Below are 22,618 nucleotides of genomic sequence, written 5' to 3'. Positions count from 1 at the left end.
GATCCATTTTACCGAGAACCGGCCAGGAACTCACGCAAGCTCATTGGGGGATGGCCTGTCAGGCGTTCGACCGTATCGGAAACGACTTCCAGTTCGCCTTCCGCGATCGCTTGATAGCTGGTCACCCAGCCACGTTTTTCGAAGTCGCTTCCTTCAAGATCGGCTCGACTCGCGTAGGCCTCCTCGATCGTTTCCGGCTGATAGGAAATTGGCTGCTGCGTTGCATCGCTCAAGATTTTCGCGACGTCGTGCAGAGTAAGAAGTTCCGGACCGGTTACGTCGATCGGACCGGATGCCAGGTTGGCATCTACCAACACGGCAGCGGCCACGTCGGCGATGTCGTCTCGAGCCACTGGGGCAAAACGGCCCTCTCCGCCTGGACCACGAATGACTCCGTCGGTGACGAAGTGGGGAAGCAGATCGAGATAAAAGCTGTTGCGAAGGGCGACGAACGGCAGCCCTTTTGCGGCTAGGTATTGTTCCGTTTCGTAGTGATCCCACGCCAACGAAAACGTGGCATTTGGCGACGTATTGAGGAACGACGTGTAGACCACGCGACCGATACCAGCTTCATCGAAAGCATCGACCGCCGCGCGATGCATCTGCATGCGCTCGGCACTTTCAAAACCAGAAACCATGAAAACGGTATCGATTCCACGCAGCGCTTCCAGCATTGCGGCACGGTCTTCGTACGAAGCAACAGCGACTTCGGTGTGGGGTAAATCAGGCGCACGACTGGCATCTCGGACGATCAAACGCAGAGGGATGTTTTGCTGGGCGAGGCGCTGAGCAATTCGGCCTCCCATTCCGCCGCTGGCTCCGTTAATGGCGATCGTGGGCGAACTCATGATGAGGATCCTTTTCGAGGCGTAAGGGTAACCGATGGCACTGTTTGAGATGCCCTGGCGGCGGCCAGCGTTACGATAAGAATCGAGCAGGACGCATAAGTCGGTAAAAAGTTTCTTGCCTCGCCTGGGAAACCATGCTAGGTTTCAATTGTCCAGCCGAATGGGCCCTTTGGATGGTTGCTCCAACCATCTGCGGCAGGACGAGGACACCGCACGGAGCGTTAAGCAACTTTCCGCGGTGTGAGCCCGACGTACGTTGACGCTTAACAGACGTACGCCGGGTTTTTTTATTTCTTGTTCGCGGCGTAGTTACGCGAGCGCATCAAGCATGCCGTTCCACAGCAGTTGCCGGGCTTCCAAGCTTCGCACGGCAGCATCTTCGGCGGCTTGCCACTTTTCGTCGTCGTCGCCGCACAAGTGAGAAAGCAGTCTGTGGGCCATCGGTCCGTGCGTATCGCCATCGAGCTCGATGTGGCGATCTAAGTAGAAGACAAACTTCGACGCCGAGCCAGAAAGTTCTTGATTCACTTGGTCGACGATTTTCTGGAACACGCCTGGCAGCAAGTCTTCGCGGCCGTAAGTAAAGCCTGAGGCGATCGCGCACAAATTGTCGCTGGCGATCAGGTCGAACGTGTTAGTCACGAATTGCACGATGGAACGGGGCAGTTGGGCTTCGTGCAATGCGGCAGTAACGTCGCGGCCTTGCTCGATCTTTTGCAGGAAGCGGTCGATCAGGTAGCCATCGGCTCCCATTTGCTGCATCGAGGCTTGGTATAGCTCGAAGTGACTTAAGAATCCCCCTTCGCCATCTTCATCGCTCTCTTCGCCCAGAACGATTTCGTTGACCAAACGCCGGCCGAGATTGTTTTCTGTCGGCACCCAGGGAACTGTCGTGCAGGTCAGTTTCAGCTGCAGTGCTTTGAGCAGCGACATAAAGTCCCACACCGCAAAGACATGGTACTGCATGAAAACCTTCAGCGCGGCCGCATTGCCGATACGTCCGTAAACAGGATGATCGAGCAGTTCCTGCCGCTGCGGCTTTAAGACCTCTTCAATTCGGTCAAGACGCTCTTGCGCCTCGGGTGGCATGACAATCATGGGTATCTTTTGGGCAGTGGGGTTGGGCGGTCCCGGAAAGCAGGGACATGCAGCTTATGAAGCTAACAAAACTGAAGCGGATCGGAAATGCTCTTTCAGTGTTGCAAGGTGATCAAAAAACAGACACCTTATGAAATGTCTGCGAAGATTGCTCCAGCGTACGAGTTCTTACGGAAATCGAGTGAACGTTCCCGCCAGAATGTCGGTTACCCGTACGTTTTGTGACCACCTAATCCAGTTTTGTCAGGACATGAAAAATGGAAAACGCAAATAACCCAGTAACTCCTGGTGATGTAACCGATGCCGGCAATGGGAATTCACCAGCGGCTTCCCCGCGAAATCCATCCGGACGCTGGGCGATGAACACGGTCTATGGATTCGCTGGTCTCGTCATGTTGGCGCTCGTCATTACGGTTGTTTCGCCGGATGCGGCGGTGGCAGTTTCGGAATACTTGCCGCAGCAATACCAGGAAACGCTTTTTGCCGCGATGGGTGCGAATCCCAAGACTTGTTCGGCAGGAACCCCTGTGGCAAGCTTTGGTGGCTGCTGTCCATCCCAGGGAGGTAGCTGTGGGGCTGGCTCTTCGTGTGGTGCTCCGGCAGGCAGTCCTGAAGAAATGGACGACATGCTGGTGGCCAACTTGCCCGTGCTATCGCTGGACGACATGCTGCAGGGCGTGAACCTGGCCGAGTAGTCCCAGGCCCGAAAAGGTTTCATGTTGGATTGAGATGGATTAATATCGAGTGTGTCGGACGAACCCAATTAATAGAGTCCGGCACACCGATACCCCTTCCATGCCATCCACCATTGAGAACCTGCCCCATGTCTCGCTTGAATCTTCTGTCAGCTGCTCTGCTGGCTCCGTTTTGCCTTGTTGCTGTTTCGATCGCATCGGCCGGTAAACCTACCGGGAATGCTGATGCCGTTTTGGAAACTCCAGGGCTGGTCGCGTTTTGGACATTCTCGGAAGAAGCAGGTCAGCCTCGTACGTCGATCACTCAGGAAGGGGACTACCCTCTGGCCGAAGTCAACGGTCCGATCCCCCGAGCCGACGAAGGACCATACTCTGGCTTCAGCATGAATCTTAACGGCAAGCAGTATCTGGAGTTGCCCTACGAAAAAACCGGTAAGCTGAACATCAGTGGCCCGGAAGCTCAAGTCAGCATGTTTGCCGTGGTCCGAATTGTGGATCTGCGTCAAAGCCGTACCATCGCTGGAATGTGGAGCGAAGGAAAAGGCCGCAACGACGACAGCGGTACCCGGCAGTATGCCATGCTGATGAACATGCCAACCTACGGCGGGCCGAACCAGTTGGTCCCTCACATCAGCAGCGAAGGAGGCGTCACGCGTCGCGCCGATGGTTCGGCCTTCCCATGGTGTGCCGACTATGCTGCAACGAAGCGCAAAGTGCCGGAAGAACAATGGTGCACGCTGGCGTTCACTTACGATGGCAAATACATCACCGCGTATATCAACGGTACGTACGAAAAGCGGGAGCTCGACCCGAAGAAAGATCGCCGCGACGATCGTTACTTCACCCAGGAAGGCCCCGACGGCAAAGACCGCGGCATGAACCCTTATTATCACGGCCGCGGTATCTTCACCTACGATCCCGAAAAGCATGCCGAGTCGAAGCCGGATGGGGGTGCTGACTTCACTGTCGGAGCACGCTACGCAGTCGGGTCGTTTTTGCGGGAAGCAACCATCGGCAAGTTCGGCGGTCTTGCGGTCTTCGATCGGGCACTGACCGATGATGAAGTCTTGGCTTTGCACAAGTCGGCCAATATCGAAAAGCTCAACGGCGCGGCGAAAAAATAACAGCCCTCGTTAACGCTTCCATCGATCTTCTGTTCCAGGCACTTCCCATGAAACGACGTACTTTCCTACAAGCTTCGGTCGCGGCTGCGTTGGCCTCTCGTGCTTACGCGGCACCTGCCAAGCGACCGAAGCTTATCCTTCGATCTTCCTGGCAAGTCGTCAACATCGGCGACATCGCCCACACGCCAGGAGTGATGGCGCTGTTGGAGAAATATGTTCCCGAAGCGGATGTCACGCTGTGGGCGTCGGGCGACTTCTCTGAAGCAGTCCACGCAATGGAAAAGAAACGCTTTCCCGATATGAAAGTCGTGAAAGGTTCCATCTCTCGTTCTGGGAAGGCGTCTAACGCAGATTTGCAAGAGGCGGTCGAATCGTGCGATTTCCTTTTGCATGGATCTGGACCTTCGTTTGTGGCGCGGAAGGATGTCGGTCAGTTCGTTGAACACTACAAGAAGCCGTTCGGCATCTATGGCATCACCTACGGAGGTTCCGACCAAGATACGATCGACTTGATGAGTTCGGCCGATTTTGTCTTCTTCCGCGATTCCATCTCGCTTGGCAAAGCGAAACAGGATGGCGTGCAAAGCCCGATCATGGAGTTCGGTCCTGATGGAGCATTTGCGTGTGATCTTCGTGACGACGAAAAAGCGGAAGCCTATTTGAAGGAAGTCGGACTGAAACATGGCGAGTTCCTTTGCTGCATTACCCGGCTGCGATACACGCCGTATTGGGAAGTGAAAAAAGGACGCAAGTTCGACGAAAAACGGAACACTCGAAACGAAGCGATGCGCGATCACGATCATCAACCGATTCGCGAAGCGATTGCTCGTCTGGTGACCGAGACCGATAAAAAAGTTCTGCTGTGTCCCGAAGACATGACGCAGATGAAAGTCACCAAGCTCAATATTTACGATCAGCTTTCGGACGACGTGAAGCATCGCGTTGTTTGGCGCGACAAGTTCTGGCTCACCGACCAGGCCCTCAGCACGTATGTCCGTTCGGCAGGTTTCTTCGGATTGGAAATGCATTCGCCGATCATGTGCATCGGCAACGGCATTCCGGCGATCGTCGGTCGCTTCGAGGAACAAACGTCCAAGGGATTCATGTGGCAGGACATCGGTTTAGGCGAGTGGCTGTTCGACGTCGACGAGCCGGATCAGGTCGCCAATTATCCCGAGACTGTGGTAAACTTGGTCAAGCGGCCAGAGCATGCCCAGCAGATGGTGGCCCAGGCCCAAGCCGTTGTCGAAAAACGACAGCAAGAGACCATGGAAGCAGTCCGCCGATCGCTTGGTATCTAAATCGCATCCCCCGGAAACGAATCCTTTAGTACGAATCGCTCATCATGATCAGAACCCTCGCCACTTTGTTCTTCGCTGTAATCGGTTTCGCATTGTGCGGCACCACGCAAGCGGAAACCAAGAAGCCCAACATCATCTACATCCTCGCCGACGACCTCGGTATCGGCGATCTTGGCTGTTACGGCCAAGTCAAATTCGAGACACCCAACATCGATCGCATGGCGGCCGAGGGGATGAAGTTCACTCAGCACTATAGCGGCAGCACCGTTTGTGCTCCGACGCGAAGCGTGCTGATGACGGGACTGCACACCGGACACACGCCAGTTCGTGGCAATGCCGAAGTGCGACCGATCGGGCAAGAGCCAATGCCGGCCGACACGGTGACGCTGCCGGAACTGCTGAAGGAAGCAGGCTACACGACGGGAGCATTCGGCAAGTGGGGCCTCGGATATCCTGGATCGGAAGGGGATCCGATGAAACAGGGCTTCGACGTTTTCTACGGCTATAACTGCCAGCGAAACGCCCACACCTATTATCCGACCTGGTTGTTCGACAACGAAAAGAAGGTCGAGCTGGACGGCAAGACCTACTCGCACGATTTGATCATGGACGAAGCGTTGAAGTTCATCCGCGACAACAAGGACAAACCGTTCTTCTGTTACCTGCCGATCACCATTCCGCATGCCGCGATGCATGTGCCGGAAGAGTACGTCGCTCCTTTCCGTGAAAAGTTCTCCGAGTATGAAAACAAAGTTGGCAAGTACGCGGGACCGGCGGTCAAAAATCCGATCGCTGCGTTTGCCGGAATGTGCACCAAGATGGACGAAGATGTCGGCCGCGTGATGCACCTGGTCAATGAACTTGGCTTGGACGACAACACGATCATCATGTTCACCAGCGACAACGGCGCCCATCAGGAAGGGGGCCACGATCCGGTCTTTTTCAACAGCAACGGACCTTACCGCGGTCACAAGCGTGACTTGACCGATGGCGGGATCCGCGCTCCGTTTCTCGTTCGCTGGCCTGGCCATGTGGAAGCTGGCAGCGAAAGCGATTTAATCAGCGCCCACTGGGACGTACTGCCGACCCTTTGTCAGCTTGCGGACGCCGAGATTCCAGCCAACCTCGACGGGATCAGCATGGTGCCGACACTGTCCGGCGAAGATGCCCAGCCGCAGCACGATTACCTTTACTGGGAGTTCCTCGAACGAGGCGGCAAACGGGCCGTTCGTATGGGACAGTGGAAGGCCGTGCAAAACCAAATGTCTGCCGACCCCGACGCCCATATCGAGCTGTACAACATCGAAAAAGATGTCGCGGAAAACGTCGACGTTTCGGAGCAGCATCCGCTGGTGATTGCCAAAGTGAAGGAGATCTTCAACGAAGCCCACACCGAAAACGATCGTTTCAAGTTCAAGTTTGAACGGAAGTAATGATTGCCTGAAAAAAAGGAAATAGCCTCCAGCACTCCGAGTTCAAAAACACAATTCGGTGTGCTGGACTTGATGTTACAGATTCTCTCGGTCGCGTATGTTTGCGGCTTAATAACGTTAGGACGGACTACCGATTACGGTACGAATTTTGTTGAACTAATTGCCCGAACTTCTACTGTTTTCGTTGCGGTCGGTTTTTGGGGCTATTGGTTCAGCCTGACATCGACAGTGTTTTTGCTGTTCGTTGCCTTTCGTTCTGAAGAGACAGCGCCTAGATTATTTCTAGTGACCAATCTCGTAATCATGCTGGCATGCTTCGTACTGCCATGGGTAATGACCGCGGATCAAATGATTGCTGTTGGAGGAACGGTGGTTACAGGGTTGTTGCTCTTTCTTCCAGGGTGGATTTTTCATCGCCTAGTAACTGGGAATTCTATCACGACAGCGAACTTGTGGACGTTCGGCTTGGCCTTGTTTTCCAATGTAGCCTTGCTAACCACACTCGCACTGCTTTGGGTATTTATGAGTGTCTAAAGTAGTTTGATCCATAGCGGATAGACCGGGCGGGTTTTTCAAGGCAAATAGTTCTAAAGTTAGTATCCCACAAAGTTGTTCAGGGGGCCACGAATCGTTCCCTTATGACCGGTGTGCCCTTATTTTCGGCCCTTTTTAGCGTGAGAAAAGGGCATCTTTAGAAGCAGATATGATGCATTGTTGTCGATAAAGTCGCGCAAAAATGTTGTAGAGTGTGCGCAGAAAAGTTTATAATTGGGATCGCGACGAAAATAGCGGCGTGCATTCTTTCTTAATTGGCCGCCGGGCATTAGAAGCGGAGCGTCATTCCGGTGACGACATAGTTCCGCCCGCCAGATCCGACTTCAAGTAGAACTTGCAGACGCTCGTCGATGGCCCACATGCCGCCGATCAAAAAGTTCCACGGACGCGGCTCGAATTGATCGACTTGCACGTGTAGTCCTGGCCCAAGCACCGGATGGTGAATGGTCAGATCAACCGTTTGATCGGTGTCTTGCCACATCGCACCGATATGCACTTCGCCATTGAAGCAAGGGGAAACAATCGGTACGCCAACGCGGGGTGTGATGACTACGGCGGTCAGCTCGGAATTCAAGTTAGAAAAGTCGGTCCACGTTTTGTTGTAGTCCAGCATTGCAAACCATCGCTTGCCACCGAAACCAGTCGTGAAGCCCCAGCCGTAGGTCGTTCCCTTCAAGTCGACAGGAACGTCGATGGTGATCGGCGGAGAAAAGCTGAACGGAAATCGATCGACGGTCACGTTCACGCTGCCGGTGCTGCGGGTATGCCCCACGATGCCGTAGACATTCAGGAACGGAAACATCCACAAGTCGATTCGGGCAATTTGCGTCGAAGCATGAAACTTGGAAGTCGGTACTTCCACACGATCGACCGACATCGGTGTGTTCGATCCGAACGCCAGGCGGACGTCCGACACAGCGACTGTGCGGTTTAACTCCGTGAAGACAACGCCGGTGCCGATCGGCGGAAGCAGTTCAATGTCGCGATCTTCCGCCAGGCTGGCCATCAATGGAAAGGGGCCAGGCGCTTCGGGCAGCGTATAGTCGATGGCGTTTCCAATCGCTTCCTGCATTCGACCGAACAAGCAGAAAGGGCACTCTTCGTCCTGTTGATTGGTGCGATAGAACGTCGCTTCCTCTTCGGCATACAGCGAGTACCCCATGTCCGGATCTTGGGTACTGACCAGCCAAGTGCTATCGCTTGCGATTCCCGCCGACGCAGGCGGATGGTTCACGTCGTCGTTCGCCAGCAGATGTCCCGTCAGGACATGCATCGCAAGAACGGCAATCAGAATGCGTTCCAACATGTGGCGATCTCGAAGTAAGGAATAGCCCAGCCGCACCAAGCAGGCGAGGAAAGAACCGCTAGCAACGAATCCCACCCAACAAGTGGGATCGTCTTAATCGTTGGTTCGGTTTCGAGACCGTCGAGCGAGAGAGTATTTCGCGAAATTCCTTGGAGATCAGCCGAAGAAGACGCTAGCGGGTCACGCGCGGCTTACTTCAGTTTGTCGCCGAACTGCTTGCGGAACTTGTCGACTTTCGGGCGGACGACCATCGCGCAGTATGGGTTGCCGGGGTTATTGGCCAGGTAATCCTGATGGTAGTTTTCGGCCGGGTAATAGTTATTGATCTCGGTCACTTCGGTAACGATCGGGGCAGGGAACGCGCCACTTTCGTTCAGCTTGGCGATGAAGCTTTCGGCGGCCGCTTTCTGTTGGTCGTCGTGGTAGAAAACGGCGCTGCGATACTGCGGACCGACATCGTTGCCTTGCTGGTCCTTTGTGGTCGGATCGTGCGTCTGAAAGAAGATCTCCAGCAGGTCTTCGTAGCTGATTTGAGCAGGGTCGAACGAAATTTGAATCACCTCGGCATGCCCCGTCGTCTTGGTGCAAACTTGTTCGTAGGTCGGATTGGCGACGTGCCCGCCGGCGTAGCCTGACTCGACATGGTTCACCCCGCGCAGTTCCAGGAAGACCGCCTCGGTACACCAGAAACACCCACCGCCGAAAGTTGCCGTTTGAAGATCTGCCATGAGGTTTTTAGTCCTTGTTATCACAAAGTCAGCCCAGTCTCGGGTGCCATGCTCACGTCCGCGTGGGCATGTCTTGGAAGTGAATGCCGCATTGCATGCTTACTTGGAAGTAAGCATGGCACTCCGGTCCTTAATTTTATCAAGTCGTCAAGGGTTCAGGCGACATTATGGCTTTGCGGCTTTTCGAGTGAGCAGTATTAGTGTCATCGTAGTAACGCAGAGAGTGACACGTGTTAAAAGATCTGGCCAGCTATCGCGTGGAGCTAGTCGAGTAAAAAGTTCCATCGGCGATTCGAATTCGGTCCAATACATGAAACACATTTGGAAATAAAAAAAGAAGATGACCAAAAGCCATGACCAGTCGAGAGAGCGAGTGAATTCGCTCGGGCAATTAGTTCGTCTGGCGTAGTAGGCCTGATATAAAATCACCACGAGGGCCAGAAAGGAAACGAACAAATACCAGCCAGAGAAAACAGAGTGAACAACTTGAAAAATGCCTGCGACTATGGCTGTTAGAAAGCAGACTGCCCATCCGAACAAGATGATATAAAAGGTCATGGTCTTTTTGACAACTAACAAGCTCGGGTACCCTGCTCACGTCCGCATGAGCATGGCAGCCGGAATCTGGTATCGGACCCGCGACACGCGGGCCCTACTTGGCTTTAGTCAGGGTGGCCGTTGAGCAGGGGTTTCAGGTATTGGCCGGTGTAGCTTGCTTCCACTTCGGCGACTTGTTCCGGGGTACCGGTGGCGATGATGTGCCCGCCGCCGGAGCCCCCTTCGGGACCGAGGTCGATGAGCCAGTCGGCGCTTTTGATCACGTCCAAATTGTGCTCGATGACGAGAACCGTGTTCCCCTTGTCGACCAGTCGACTGAGGACCGAGAGCAAGCGACGGATGTCCTCGAAGTGAAGCCCTGTCGTCGGTTCATCAAGGACGTACAGCGTGCTGCCGGTTTCGGTGCGAGCTAATTCGGTGGCCAGCTTGATTCGCTGTGCTTCGCCGCCAGATAGGGTCGTGCTCGGTTGGCCGAGGGAGAGATAGCCAAGACCGACATCGCACAGGCTCGCCAAGACGCGATGAATCGTTGGAACCGCTTCAAAGAATTCGGCCGCTTCTTCGATCGGCAAGTTCAACACGTCGGCAATCGACAGGTCTTTGTATTTGACTCGCAGCGTTTGCCGATTGAACCGCTTGCCGTGGCACTGAGGGCACTCGACGAACAGGTCTGGCAGGAAGTTCATTTCGATCTTCCGCAGTCCTTGCCCTTGGCATTCTTCACAGCGACCACCCTTCACATTGAAGCTGAACCGCGACGCCTTGTAGCCATATTGCTTCGCTTGCCGGGTGTCGGCGAACACTTTGCGGATTTCGTCGAAGACGCCGGTGTAGGTGGCCGGATTACTGCGCGGCGTGCGGCCGATCGGAGACTGATCGATCGGAATGACTTTGTCGATCTGGCTTGTTCCGCGAAGACTGGTAAACGCGCCAGGTCGCTGCGATGGTTGCCCCAAGCGACGCAGCAGTGCGGGGGTAATCGTCTCGTTAACGAGCGAACTTTTGCCACTGCCGCTAACGCCGGTCACGCAGACGAATGCCCCGAGCGGAACTTGCACGGCGACATCTTTCAAGTTGTTGGTCGTCGCGCCTTCGATGGAGATCATGCGTGTTTTGGCAACTTTACGCCGTGACGTCGGAACGTCGATCTTCGTGCGGCCGGAAAGGTATTGCCCAGTGATCGAAGCTTCGACGTCGGAGACGACCGCGGGAGTTCCTTCGGCAATGATCTGCCCTCCACGGTGCCCTGCGCCGGGGCCGACGTCGACCAGGCGATCGGCGACACGCATGATCGCTTCGTCATGTTCCACGACGATGACCGTGTTGCCATGGTCACGCAATTCGACGAGAGCTTCGATCAAGCGATGGTTGTCGCGCGAATGTAGCCCGATCGAAGGTTCGTCGAGGATATAGCAGATGCCGACTAAGCCGCTGCCGATACCAGTGGCCAGGCGAACGCGCTGCAGTTCGCCACCGCTGAGCGTATCGGCGGCGCGATCGAGGGTGAGGTAATCAGCCCCAACTTTCTCGAGGAACTCTAGCCGTTTGGAAATCTCGCGGACGATGGGCGTTGCGATCAGGCTTTCATGTTCGTCGAACTCGAGCTGATCGAAGAAGGTCCGCGCGTCGTTGATGCTGAGCCGGACGATCTGATGAATGTTGTGATCGGCCACACGCACGGCGAGCGCCTCAGGTCGCAGACGAGCCCCATGGCACGCAGGGCAGGGGAGCTTGCCGCGGAACTTGCCGAGTTGTTCGAGCCGCTTCTTCCGCGTGGTGGTGACGAATTCTTTTTCTAGCGCGATCAGAATCCCTTGCCACGCTTTGCCTTCGCCGGAAAGGAGTTTCGTGCGGAGGTCTTCGGACCAATCGCTGAGCTTCGTCGTGCGGTCGAGCTTATGCTTTTCGAGCCACGTGTCGAGGCCTTTGCTGACTTTGGTAAGTGCCGCGGCAGTGAGACCGCGCCAAGGAGCGATCGCGCCGTCGTCGAGCGACTGTTCGCGATCAGGGAGCACCAAGTCGGGGTCGAACTCTTCGCAGATGCCAAGCCCTTCGCACTTCGGACAAGTGCCGTAAGGGCTGTTGAAGCTGAACGTGCGGGGCTCGATATCGATGAAGCTGAGATTGCACTCGGTGCACGCCAGCTCGGTGTTGAAGATCTGGTCGATCCACGTTCCCTTGGGATGCTTGTCGTCGACTTTTTCGGTGTCCAAGTGGCACGAAAGAAGCCGCCCATCGCCAAGCTTCAGGGCCATGCCGACCGAATCGCTCATGCGAGCACGAAGCCCTTCGCGAATGATGATGCGGTCGACGATCGCTTCGATGGTGTGATTCTTCTTGGGGTTCAGTTCGGGGACTTCATCGATCTGATAGACCTCGTCGTCAACGCGAACGCGGAGCAGGCCTTCGCGGCGGATCTTATCGAGGACTTCCTTGTGGGCCCCTTTGCGTCCCTGAACCATCGGGGCCATGATCATCAGCTTGGTTTCTTCCGGCAGCGCGAGCAGGCGATCTTGGATTTGTTCGGCCGTTTGCTGCGTGATCGGACGATCGCACTTCCAGCAATGCGGTTGCCCCAGGCGAGCCATCAGCAGACGGAGGTAGTCGTAGATCTCGGTGATCGTGGCGACGGTGCTGCGTGGGTTTTGACTGCCGGTGCGCTGGTCGATACAGATGGTGGGCTGCAAACCGACGATCAAGTCGACGTCGGGACGTTCCATCTGATCGAGAAACTGCCGCGCGTACACCGAAAGGCTTTCGACATATTGCCGTTGCCCTTCGGCGTAAAGCGTGTCGAGGGCGAGCGAACTTTTGCCGCTGCCGCTAGGACCGGTGATGACGATCAATTGATCGCGCGGAAGATCGATATCGACATTCTTCAGATTATGAACGCGGGCCCCGCGAACGCTAATGGAAGAAGAATCCTGCGTCGGGTCGATGTCAGACAGCTTATCTCGATGAAAATCCACGGTAGCAGACAATCACGCTGGACTGATAAGACCGGGACTTCGCGCCTCGCCCCTGCCATGGGGCAAACCCGACCTTAAAGGTATAAATGATGAGCGACAATTCAGTTCAGGCTAACAGGGCCTGCTAGAGGTGGCAACTAGAGGATCGTTTTCAGTTTTCGGCGTTCCGTTTTCAGCAAGAGAGTGAACTTTATCGCTCAAAAGAGCGATTTGCCGGGTGCGCCCGTCACCCTAACCCTCTTCCCAAAGGGGCGAGGGGACAGGACTTAGGGCATACCTGCTGTGGCGGTCATCGATTCTCTCTGACTGAAAACCGAACACTGAAAACTGAAAACCAAAGCGAAGCGCAATGCATAGTTTCTTGAGTTACAGCGAACGAGAAGAGCGGCTTCTCGCACCTTATGCCCTCCGGAGTAAGCAGTCGCGGGGGCGCGAGCATGACGAGGCGGACCACCCGTATCGGTCGCCGTTTCAGCGCGATCGAGATCGGATTATCCATAGCAGTGCGTTTCGCCGACTAGCCGACAAAACGCAGGTGTTCATGAACATCAGCGACTATCACCGCACGCGGCTGACGCACACCATCGAAGTGGTTACCATTGCCCGCACGATCGGGCGCAGCTTGGGACTGAATGAAGAGCTGATCGAGGCTTTGGGATATCTGCACGATCTAGGACATCCACCGTTCGGCCACACCGGGGAAGACGTTCTGAAGGAATGCATGGTCGACTGCGGTGGGTTCTCGCACAACGCGTTTGGCTTGGTGTTGGTGAAGAACCTCGAAATTCGTAGTCCGTACTACGATGGATTGAACCTGACGCACGAGGTGCTGGAGGGACAGATTACGCGGGTCGATAAGCGGCAAATGACCTTCCTGCGGCCGTTGTTGGAAGCCCAGACGGTCGAGACGTGCGACAGCATTACCTACGACGCCCACGATGCCGACGACGCATTGAAGTTGGGGCTCGTGAAGTTTGAAGAGCTTATGCAGGTTCCGTTATTTGCCCAAAGTGCCGAACGGGCCTATCAACGCTACGGCGAGTTAACTGGGCGACGGCTCCGGAAGATGGTCATTCGGCAGCTGATCGATGTTCAGGTGACCGATGTCATGGAAACCGCCATGGAGCGGATCGGCAAATGGAAGCCGACGACCCCCGAAGAAGCGGAGATGTGTGAGCCAATTGTGACCGTTAGCGACGATCTGCGAGCACGGAAAACGCAGCTCGAGCAGTTCCTCTTCCACCGCGTTTACCGCCACCCTGACATTGTGGAGTTCCGCAAACGGGGACAGGACCAATTGAGGCAGATGTACGATGGCTATATTCGTCGTCCTGAGCTCGTACGTGGGAAATGTGCCGATTGGTTCGAGGTTTGGGGGCTGCCGAGGACCGTTGGCTATTATATAGCCACCATGACCGACTCGTATTGCCAACGGGAGTTTGAGGCCCATTTTCGCTAGTCTATGGGGATGCTTTCAACCGAGTTGCAAGGTAAAATACCTCACTTGGAATAGTGAACAGGTTTACTTTAAAGGGGATGGGACCAGCCTGAGGGGGTGGTGAACGCTCTCTTATTTGAATTGGGTCCAGTCCTGCAGGGTCTCTCGTGGCGCTGATAGTTCTCAGAATTGTGTTTATCTTGGTGGCCGCCGGCGTCGGCATCACCGTGATTCAAGTCGATGCGTTCCGTAGTGCGCTGCAAGATCAGCCATTCTGGGCGTTCGTCGGTGTCCTGATCTTGGCGTTGGCCGTGATCGGGATCGATATCTTCGTCAAGAATAAGCGGTACGACACCATTTCCGGCGTCTATTTCGGGCTGCTGGTGGGGTTATCGCTGACGTATATCTTGGGGCTCATTACCCAGGTTTGGTTCCCCGCCGATAACCCAGGGGCCGTCACAGCGCACCGTGCATTGCAGCTGGTGATCGGGATGGTACTGTGTTACAGCTGTATCAGTCTCGTTCTGCAGACGAAGGACGACTTCCGGTTCATCATTCCTTACGTCGAATTCGCCAAGGAAGTGAAGGGCCCCAAGCCGTACGTGCTGGATACCAGTATCGTGATTGACGGCCGCATCGCTGACGTCGTCGAGACAGGGTTCTTCGACAACGTGCTGATTATGCCGCGGTTTGTGCTTGCCGAACTGCAAGGCATCGCCGACAGCAGCGATAAGCTGAAACGAAGTCGCGGTCGCCGCGGGCTCGATATCCTCAATCGCCTGCGTAACAACGAGAAAGTTGATCTGAAGATCCACGACCGCGAAACGCCTGACATGGAAGGCCAACCGGTCGATATGAAGCTGGTCCTGCTGGCGAAGCTTCTGGAAGGAAAGATCGTTACCGGCGATTACAACTTGAACAAAGTGGCCAAGCTGCATAACGTCGAGGTGATCAACCTCAACGAGATCGCCAACGCATTGAAGCCTGTATTCCTGCCGGGCGAACATCTTTCGGTCCGGATTGTCAAAAAGGGTGAGGAAGAAAGCCAAGGCGTCGGTTACCTGGACGACGGCACGATGATTGTCGTCGAAGGGGGCCGCGATCATATCAATACGCAAGTTCGCATCCTGGTGACCAGCGTGCTGCAAACCAGTGCCGGCCGCATGATTTTCGGTCGCTACGAAGGAAGCGAAGGCAGCGGACCGGGCGGCAAACAAGCCCACGCCAATACTTCCGCTTAGATAAACGTTATTCCATTCGAGATTCCAGCGTAGGATGGCTACGGCTCTTGAGCCGATAGCCATCGCTTGCGTTATTCAGACGGTTGTCCGCCGCAGCGTTGGTCGCCATCTGACGAATAATTCATCAACATCGACTCTAGTCCCCAAGTATTCGCGTGACTGATTCTGACAAATCCGAAGCTTCGAGTGAAAGCCAAGAACGCAGCCTGAAACTGGCCATCGCCGCGGCTCAGGTCATCGAAGACAACAAGGGCAAAGATATCTGCATCCTCGACATGCGGCATCTAACGCCAATCTTCGATTACTTCGTCATCGGCACCGGCGGTAGCCGTCGTCAGTTGCACGCGATGAGCGAAGAGATCGACGACAAGCTTGAAAAAGAGCTGGGCGATCGCCGTATGGGTCGCGAAGGCTACGACGAAAGCCGTTGGATCTTATTGGACTACGGTACCGTCGTGTGCCATCTGTTCGACGAAGAGACCCGCGAATATTTCCAGCTGGAACAACTGTGGGCCGACGCCAAAAAGCTGGACATGTCCGACATCCTGCGCGAACCGGGTGAATAACACCAGGATTCAGAGCGATCGTTCTGGGTAATCTGACCCCAGTCACCCAAGCAATGAGATCTGCCAGGCGTATTGTCGCGTCCGCACAGCGGACCCTACGGTACACGTCGCATGTATTTTCGCGATAATCTAATCATCGATCGGGTGCCATGCTCACGTCTTCGTGGGCATGTTTTTGTTATTGCTTCCTCCTGAAGATAATCCATGAACATCCTTGCTCTGCTGCGTGCCCGGTTTAAGCCTGTGTTACAGCCGATGACCGATGATGTCGGTCCGCTGCTGGATATGATTCGTCCGGCCGGCGATCCGAAGTTCGGCGACTATCAGGCCAACTTCGCGATGGGCTTGGCGAAGAAGGTCGGCAAGAACCCGCGCGATTTGGCCGCGGAAGTGGTGGAAGCGGTAAACGTCGAGGATATCTGCGAGACGCCGGAAGTCGCGGGACCAGGCTTCATCAACTTGAAGCTGCGTGACGAGTGGATCCAGCAGCAGTTAGCCGCCGCGAAGACCGATCCGCGGATCGGCATTGAAAAAGTCGCCGAGCCAAAGACGTACATCGTCGACTATTCTTCCCCGAACGTCGCCAAGCCGATGCATGTCGGGCACATCCGTAGCACGGTGATCGGCGACTCGCTCTGCCGCACGCTCAAATTCCTGGGTCACAACGCGATTAGCGACAATCACCTGGGAGACTGGGGCACGCAGTTCGGGATGATCATCTACGGCTATAAGCACTTCGCCGAAAAGGATGCTTACCAGAAGGCGCCGGTTCCGGAGCTGTCGCGGATCTATCGCGTCGTGCGGGGGTTGATGGATTACTTCGACGCCAAGAAAGCGCTGCCGCAGTTGATCGATAAACTGGCCGAGCGGACCACCGAATACGAAACGGCCAAGAAAGCCCCAGAGCCAACCGACAAAGCGGAAGCGAAAAAGCAAAAGAAGGAAGTCGGCCGATTCCAGTCGCAGATCAAAGACTTGAACGAAGAGATCGAGTCGACCCAAGCGAAGATCGCTAAAACGGAAGAAGACCCTCAGCTGAAAAAGATGGCGGACGAACATGCCAACATCAGCACGGCCGTCCTGCAGGAAACGGCCAAGCTGCATGAGGGAGACGCCGAGAACATCGCGCTGTGGAAAGAGTTTCTGCCGTTCTGCGAAGACGAGATCAAGCGGGTCTACGAGCGGCTGAATGTGACCTTCGATCATCAACTGGGCGAAAGCTTTTATCACGATCGCCTGGCAGCGGTGGTGGAAGACTTCGAGAAACGAGGCCTGGCCAAAGAGTCGGAAGGAGCAACGTGTGTATTCCTGGACGGCTTCAAAGCTCCGATGATCATTCGCAAGCGGGACGGGGCGTTCCTTTACTCAACGACCGACCTGGCGACGATCGCGTATCGCATGGAAACGTGGAAACCCGATGCGATTCTCTACGTGGTCGACTTCCGCCAAGGGGACCACTTCGACAAGTTGTTCGCTGCTACGCGGCTGTGGGGTTATACCGATATCGAGCTGAAGCATGTCAGCTTCGGCACGGTAATGGGGGACGATGGCAAGCCGTTCAAGACTCGCAGTGGTGATACCGTTGGGCTGGAAGGTTTGCTGGACGAAGCCGTTTCGCGGGCCAATAAGATTGTTGCCGAGCAAGCGGCCAAGTCGCCGGAAGGGGAGTCGTTGAGTGCCGACGATCAGAAGGAGATCTCCGAGATCGTCGGGATTGCCTCGCTGAAGTATGGCGATCTGTCGCAGAACCGCGAGTCGGACTACAAGTTCAGCTACGACAAAATGCTGGCCCTTAACGGGAATACCTCGACGTACATGCAGTACGCTTACGCTCGCGTGCAAAGTATCTTCCGCAAAGGGGGCGTGAACATCGATGCCCTGCGAACCAGCGGCGCTCCGATCGTGCTCGAGCATCCTGCCGAACGTCAGTTGGCGGTCGCCGTACTGCGGTTCTCAGAAGCATTGGACGACGTGTTGATCGATTATCGGCCGAATTACCTGACGAGCTATTTGTTCGATCAGTTGGCGAAGTCGTACAGCAGCTTCTATGATCAGTGCAAAGTATTGGAAGCAGGCTCGGAAGAGCAAAAGAATAGCCGGCTCTTGCTTTGCGATTTGACGGCTCGGGTGATACAACAAGGCTTGGATTTGTTGGGTATTCAAACCGTCGAAAAGATGTAGTCGCCGGAGATCATCATGCCACGGAAGGGTTCTAAAGCGGCTTCGCCGGCGTTTGAGCCGAATAGCGTTCATCATGGGCATGCCCGCGATGTTCTGGCAGCCTTTCCGGACGAAGTGATCGACTGCGTGGTGAGCAGCCCTCCCTATTTCCAGCAGCGCAACTACGACGGCGACGATCAGATCGGGCAAGAGACTTCACCGGAAGAGTACGTCGAAAGCCTGGTAGCCGTCTTTCGTGAAGTCCGCCGCACGCTCAAAGAAACTGGGGCATTGTGGCTGGTCCTGGGCGACAAGTACCTGGACGGCGAACTGCTGGGACTGCCATGGCAGGTCGCCTTAGCACTGCGAGCCGATGGCTGGAAGCTTCGTAGCGATGTCATCTGGCACAAGCCGAACGCGATGCCCAGCAGCGTGAAGACGCGGCCGACGACCGATCACGAGTACATCTTTCTGCTGGTGAAGAACAACCAGTACTTCTACGACGCCGACGCCATTCGCGAGCCGCACGTGACGTTCAGCGAGAAGAGCAAGATGAAGGGGGGCCGCAATCATTTTCACCGCCGAGGCAGCACGCCTGAGGCGGGCAAGAATGGTGGCAGCAGCAATCTTCACGATGCCCGCTGGGATCAGGCCTTTCATCCGAAGGGACGCAACAAGCGTACCGTCTGGTCGATTCCGCTTTCCAAGTTTCGCGACGCTCACTTCGCCGTCTTCCCCGAGACGTTGGTCGAAACGTGCATCAACGCAACCTGCCCGGACGACGGCGTTGTGCTCGATCCGTTTTTGGGCAGCGGCACAACGGCGCTTGTCGCCAAACGTTTAGGCCGTAGCTACGTCGGTGTCGATCAATCGGCCAAGTATGTCGAGATGGCGCAAGCCCGCCTGGCCGATGCCGACTGCGGCCAACTCAGTTTGCCGGGTCTCGGGAAGTAACCCGGCGTTTCGCCTGCGCTTGAAACGCCAGCCATGTCGCGGCGATTCCTATCCCCACCATGACGCAGCCGAGCAGGGGCAAGCTGTTGCTCACTTTAACGGCCGTGAACGTCTCCATGTGCAAATACCATTGCAACGGAGGGTTTGCATAGATCACCGGCGTAACCAACAGTCCGGCGAAGTAGGCGAGCCCAATCGAGAGCAGCACCGACTGCCGCGGCTTCAAGATGCCAATGGCGACAATTGCTGCGAGCGAACCAGGAATGTACTCGAGGTACGGTAGCGATGCGAGAACGACTTCGGTGCGGAAGATGGCAAACAACACCAACAGCGTGACGATCAGCGCGACCACCCAGGCAGTGTCTTGCCAGGAATTGCGCGCCGCCGCGTCGGATGATTCAGACATGGCGAGAACTTTCCGGAATAGAGGGATGGATGAGTACTCACCCCCGATTGTGGCCGGAAAGTCCAAAGGGATCAACAATTTGGCATTTATTCCGGCGAGTCCTCGGCAATGGCCAACCGCTCGGCTGCTCCTTTTCCGAAGAACCAGAACATACCGGGCCGGACCAGGAATTCGCAGAAAGTCGACGTGACTAAACCACCAAGGATGACAGTCGCGACAGGGAACAGCATCTCTTTCCCTGGCTGACTCCCGCCGATGACCAGCGGAACGAGACCAATCCCTGTCGTCAGGGCCGTCATCAGCACCGGAGCGAGCCGCTCGAGACTGCCATTGATGATCATCTGCTGGGTGAAGCCTTCTTCGCGGTACTGCTCTAAATAGGTCGAAATGAGCAGTAGCCCGTTTCGCGCAGCGATCCCGCCGAGCGAAATGAACCCAACCAACGCGGCGATCGAAAGCGTTTGCCCGGTGAGCATTAGTGCCAGCACCCCGCCGACGAACGCGGCGGGAAGGCTGAACAAAATTTGCAGGACTACACTGGTCGACGGATAGGCGGAGTAGAGCACCACAAACGTTACCACCAGCGCCACGATCGATAGGCCAAAGATTCGCGTGCTCGCGCTTTGCTGAGCCTCGAACTGCCCCCCCATGGTGAAGAAGTAACCCTCGGGAAATTCGACATCGCTACGGATACGATCTTCGATTTCGGCAACGGCCGTTCCAAGATCTTTTCCCAGCGTATTAACGCGGACAACGATTCGGCGTCGGCCATCTTCTCGCTTGATCGTGTTAGGGCCGCCTGCCTCGTAGACGTTGGCAAGCACCGAAAGAGGCACATGCTGTCCGTTTTCGAGTTCCAATGGAAAGCGATTGAGGTTTTCCAGGTCGGTCCGGTAACGTTCGTCCAAACGCACAAGCACATCGAACGTCCGTTGCCCTTGGTACATCTGCGTCACGACACGGCCGTTGAGTGCCGTCTCGATCGTTTCGTTGACGTACGAAGCTGGTACGCCGTAATAGGCGAGCGAGTCCCGCTTCAGTTCAACTCGAAACTGTGGAATGATCGCTTGTTGTTCGACGACCGGCGGAGCAATTCCTTCGATATCGGAGATCGCGTTTTTGACGTTGTTCGCTGTGCGACGAAGCTCGGTCAGATCGTCTCCGTAGATCTTGATCGCAATCTGAGCGGTGACGCCAGAAAGCATATGGCTGATCAAGTGAGCGATTGGCTGCTCGATTTCAATCTCGACGCCAGGAACATCCTTGGTGGCATCGTGCAAGATTTCGATCATCTCTTCGCGGCCATAGTCGACCTCAGGATTTAGCGAGACCACCAATTCGGTCACGTTCACACCCATGGCATGCTCGTCCTGCTCCGCTCGTCCCGTTTTGGTGGTGAACCAAAGCAGCGGACCGTCAGGGTTCTCGTCCGACTTGGTCAGCTTGCCCAGTTCGTCGTCGACCAGCTTGGCAATCTCGCGGCTCGTTTCGAGCGAAGTCCCCGGCGGCGCGAACAAATTGACTTGAACCGCTCCTTCGTCAAACGGGGGCAGGAAGTCGGTTCCCAGTCGCGTGACCAGAAAGCCGCTGGCCACAACAGCGATTAACACCCCAGAGAGGATAATGGCGATCCCATTTTGCGTCAGGCCGCTCCGAATGATCGGTTGAACCATCCACTTCAGGAAGCGAAGGAATGCTCCGTCGCCACTTTGCGTTGCCTTGGCGTTGGGCAACAGATAGTACGACAGAACCGGCGTCACGGTCAGTGAAACCAGCGTCGAAGCAAGAATCGAAATAATGTAAGCGACCCCCAGCGGCGTGAAGAGTCGGCCTTCCATTCCGCTTAATGCGAACAAAGGAGCGAAGACGACAATGACCAGCACGGTGCTGATGATAATCGCGTTTCGGACTTCGACACTTGCATCGAAGATCACTTTCAATACCGGCCGCGGATCATCCAGTTTTGCGTTCGCTTTTAGACGCCGGAAGATGTTCTCGACGTCGACGATCGCGTCGTCGACCAGTTCTCCCATCGCCACCGCAATGCCGCCGAGTGTCATCACGTTGATCGACATGCCGAGAAAATAGAAGATCAGCGACGTGACGAGAATCGAAAGTGGAATCGCCGTCACGGTGATGAACGTGGTGCGGAAGTTGAAGAGGAACAGGAACAGTATGATCACCACTAGGATGGCCCCGTCCCGTAACGCTTCGATCACGTTCTCGACACTGTGGTCGATGAACTCGCGCTGCTCGTAGGTCGTTTCGATTTGCACGTCTTGCGGCATCGAAAGCTTCAAGTCGGCAATCGCCGCGTTGATTTGTTCGGTGATCTCGCGGGTATCGACCTCTGGTTGCTTCTGGATGGTCAGCACGACGGCGTCGCGTCCATTGACACTGGAGTCGCCTCGTTTGATTTGGGCTCCTTCGACGATTTCGGCCACGTGTCGCATCAGCACCGGACGTGTTCGGTCCGATGTCAACGGCACGTCGCGAATGTCATCGATCGTTTTCAGCAGTCCAAGACCGCGGACGAGGAACTCTTGCGAGCTGCGATCGACATAGCCGCCGGTCACATTCAAGTTGCTGTCGCGGAGGGCGTCTTCGATGTCTTTCAGTTGCAAGTCGTACTGATGCATCTTGTGCAGATCGACGAGGACCTGGTACTGCTTGCGACCGCCACCCATGGGAATGACCTGAGCCACTCCGGGAATGGTGAGCAGCCGTTGCCGCACCGTCCAGTCGGCCATTGTGCGGATCTCGATCGGCGAGGTGGTGCCGTCGTCGCTCCACATGCCGACGATCATGATTTGTCCCAGCAGCGAAGACATCGGTGCCATCTGCACATCGGTCTCCGGCGGAAGATTCTCTTGCTCCAGCGCCAAACGCTCCTGCACGATTTGCCGAGCCGTGTAGATATCGGTTCCCCAGTCGAACTCGACATAGATGACCGAGAATCCAATGTCGGACGAGCTACGAACGGCCTGCACGCCGGAAGCCCCGATAAGGCTTCGCTCAAGCACGTAGGTGATTCGCTGCTCGACTTCTTCTGGAGAAAGCCCGTGCGATTCGGCGATCACGACCACGCGCGGCCGAGTAAGATTCGGTAGCACATCGATCGGAAGCTGTACGGTAATAACACTGCCCACCACCATCACTGCCAACGCCGCCATGACGATGACGAGGCGATTGCGAAGGGCGAACAGAATAATGTTGTTCAACATGATGTCGCGCCTTC

17 protein-coding genes are annotated in these 22,618 nt (G+C 55.6%); 10 read left to right on the top strand and 7 right to left on the bottom strand.

Translation table 11 applies throughout. The features are described from left to right. Positions 1-8 precede the first annotated feature (8 nt). Positions 9-848, bottom strand: coding sequence for an SDR family oxidoreductase (locus LA756_RS16025; RefSeq protein WP_224435730.1), 840 nt, complete (start codon positions 846-848; stop codon positions 9-11). Between the two features lie 309 nt (positions 849-1,157). Further along, entirely contained in the window at positions 1,158-1,946 is a 789-nt protein-coding gene (locus LA756_RS16020) for a DUF3050 domain-containing protein (RefSeq protein ID WP_224435729.1), read from the bottom strand. A 257-nt stretch (positions 1,947-2,203) separates the two neighbouring features. On the opposite strand from LA756_RS16020, the gene LA756_RS16015 reads away from it, so the two are divergent. The 5 genes from LA756_RS16015 (at position 2,204) to LA756_RS15995 (ending at position 7,033) form a co-directional block, all read left to right on the top strand. Continuing rightward, positions 2,204-2,641, top strand: coding sequence for a hypothetical protein (locus LA756_RS16015; RefSeq protein ID WP_224435728.1), 438 nt, complete (start codon positions 2,204-2,206; stop codon positions 2,639-2,641). Between the two features lie 128 nt (positions 2,642-2,769). Further along, positions 2,770-3,765: a hypothetical protein gene (locus tag LA756_RS16010; protein ID WP_224435727.1), complete on the top strand. Its 996-nt coding sequence runs from the start codon at positions 2,770-2,772 to the stop codon at positions 3,763-3,765. A 47-nt stretch (positions 3,766-3,812) separates the two neighbouring features. Then, positions 3,813-5,066: a polysaccharide pyruvyl transferase family protein gene (locus LA756_RS16005; protein WP_224435726.1), complete on the top strand. Its 1,254-nt coding sequence runs from the start codon at positions 3,813-3,815 to the stop codon at positions 5,064-5,066. Between the two features lie 44 nt (positions 5,067-5,110). Continuing rightward, positions 5,111-6,499 (top strand): arylsulfatase, encoded by a 1,389-nt coding sequence (locus LA756_RS16000; protein ID WP_224435725.1) that lies wholly within the window; start codon positions 5,111-5,113, stop codon positions 6,497-6,499. Positions 6,500-6,502: 3 nt separating this feature from the next. Continuing rightward, positions 6,503-7,033 (top strand): hypothetical protein, encoded by a 531-nt coding sequence (locus tag LA756_RS15995; RefSeq protein WP_224435724.1) that lies wholly within the window; start codon positions 6,503-6,505, stop codon positions 7,031-7,033. Positions 7,034-7,322: 289 nt separating this feature from the next. Here LA756_RS15995 and LA756_RS15990 read toward each other — a convergent pair whose 3' ends face one another. The 3 genes from LA756_RS15990 to uvrA form a co-directional block, all read right to left on the bottom strand. Then, positions 7,323-8,360: a hypothetical protein gene (locus LA756_RS15990; protein ID WP_224435723.1), complete on the bottom strand. Its 1,038-nt coding sequence runs from the start codon at positions 8,358-8,360 to the stop codon at positions 7,323-7,325. 191 nt (positions 8,361-8,551) lie between these two features. Continuing rightward, positions 8,552-9,088 (bottom strand): peptide-methionine (S)-S-oxide reductase MsrA, encoded by a 537-nt coding sequence (msrA, locus tag LA756_RS15985; protein ID WP_224435722.1) that lies wholly within the window; start codon positions 9,086-9,088, stop codon positions 8,552-8,554. Positions 9,089-9,750: 662 nt separating this feature from the next. Further along, positions 9,751-12,558: an excinuclease ABC subunit UvrA gene (gene uvrA, locus LA756_RS15980; protein ID WP_369123654.1), complete on the bottom strand. Its 2,808-nt coding sequence runs from the start codon at positions 12,556-12,558 to the stop codon at positions 9,751-9,753. Between the two features lie 406 nt (positions 12,559-12,964). On the opposite strand from uvrA, the gene dgt reads away from it, so the two are divergent. From dgt to LA756_RS15955, 5 genes are all read left to right on the top strand, one after another. Then, positions 12,965-14,074 carry a dGTP triphosphohydrolase gene (dgt, locus tag LA756_RS15975; RefSeq protein WP_224435720.1) on the top strand — a complete coding sequence of 370 codons (1,110 nt, stop codon included), beginning with the start codon at positions 12,965-12,967 and terminating at the stop codon, positions 14,072-14,074. Positions 14,075-14,220: 146 nt separating this feature from the next. Next, on the top strand, positions 14,221-15,294 hold the full coding sequence (locus LA756_RS15970; protein WP_224435719.1) for a PIN/TRAM domain-containing protein: 1,074 nt from the start codon (positions 14,221-14,223) through the stop codon (positions 15,292-15,294). A gap of 155 nt (positions 15,295-15,449) precedes the next feature. Next, a complete protein-coding gene (rsfS, locus tag LA756_RS15965; RefSeq protein ID WP_224435718.1) occupies positions 15,450-15,860 on the top strand; it encodes a ribosome silencing factor in 411 nt (136 codons plus the stop codon). 204 nt (positions 15,861-16,064) lie between these two features. Continuing rightward, a complete protein-coding gene (gene argS, locus LA756_RS15960; RefSeq protein ID WP_224435717.1) occupies positions 16,065-18,041 on the top strand; it encodes an arginine--tRNA ligase in 1,977 nt (658 codons plus the stop codon). Between the two features lie 15 nt (positions 18,042-18,056). Continuing rightward, a complete protein-coding gene (locus LA756_RS15955; protein ID WP_224435716.1) occupies positions 18,057-18,974 on the top strand; it encodes a site-specific DNA-methyltransferase in 918 nt (305 codons plus the stop codon). On the opposite strand, the gene LA756_RS15950 is transcribed toward LA756_RS15955, so the two are convergent. Together LA756_RS15950 and LA756_RS15945 are read right to left on the bottom strand one after the other, a co-directional pair. Then, a complete protein-coding gene (locus LA756_RS15950; RefSeq protein ID WP_224435715.1) occupies positions 18,949-19,380 on the bottom strand; it encodes a hypothetical protein in 432 nt (143 codons plus the stop codon). The two genes, LA756_RS15955 and LA756_RS15950, sit on opposite strands and share 26 nt — an antisense overlap. Positions 19,381-19,466: 86 nt before the next feature. After that, positions 19,467-22,604: an efflux RND transporter permease subunit gene (locus tag LA756_RS15945; protein ID WP_224435714.1), complete on the bottom strand. Its 3,138-nt coding sequence runs from the start codon at positions 22,602-22,604 to the stop codon at positions 19,467-19,469. Positions 22,605-22,618: the final 14 nt, after the last annotated feature.

Origin of the sequence: Bremerella sp. TYQ1, from assembly GCF_020150455.1 — a bacterium.
In the GTDB taxonomy this organism is placed as follows: Bacteria; Planctomycetota; Planctomycetia; order Pirellulales; family Pirellulaceae; genus Bremerella; species Bremerella volcania_A.
The sequence above is the reverse complement of the archived record's forward strand: the minus strand, read 5'-3'. Positions and strand labels throughout refer to the sequence as shown.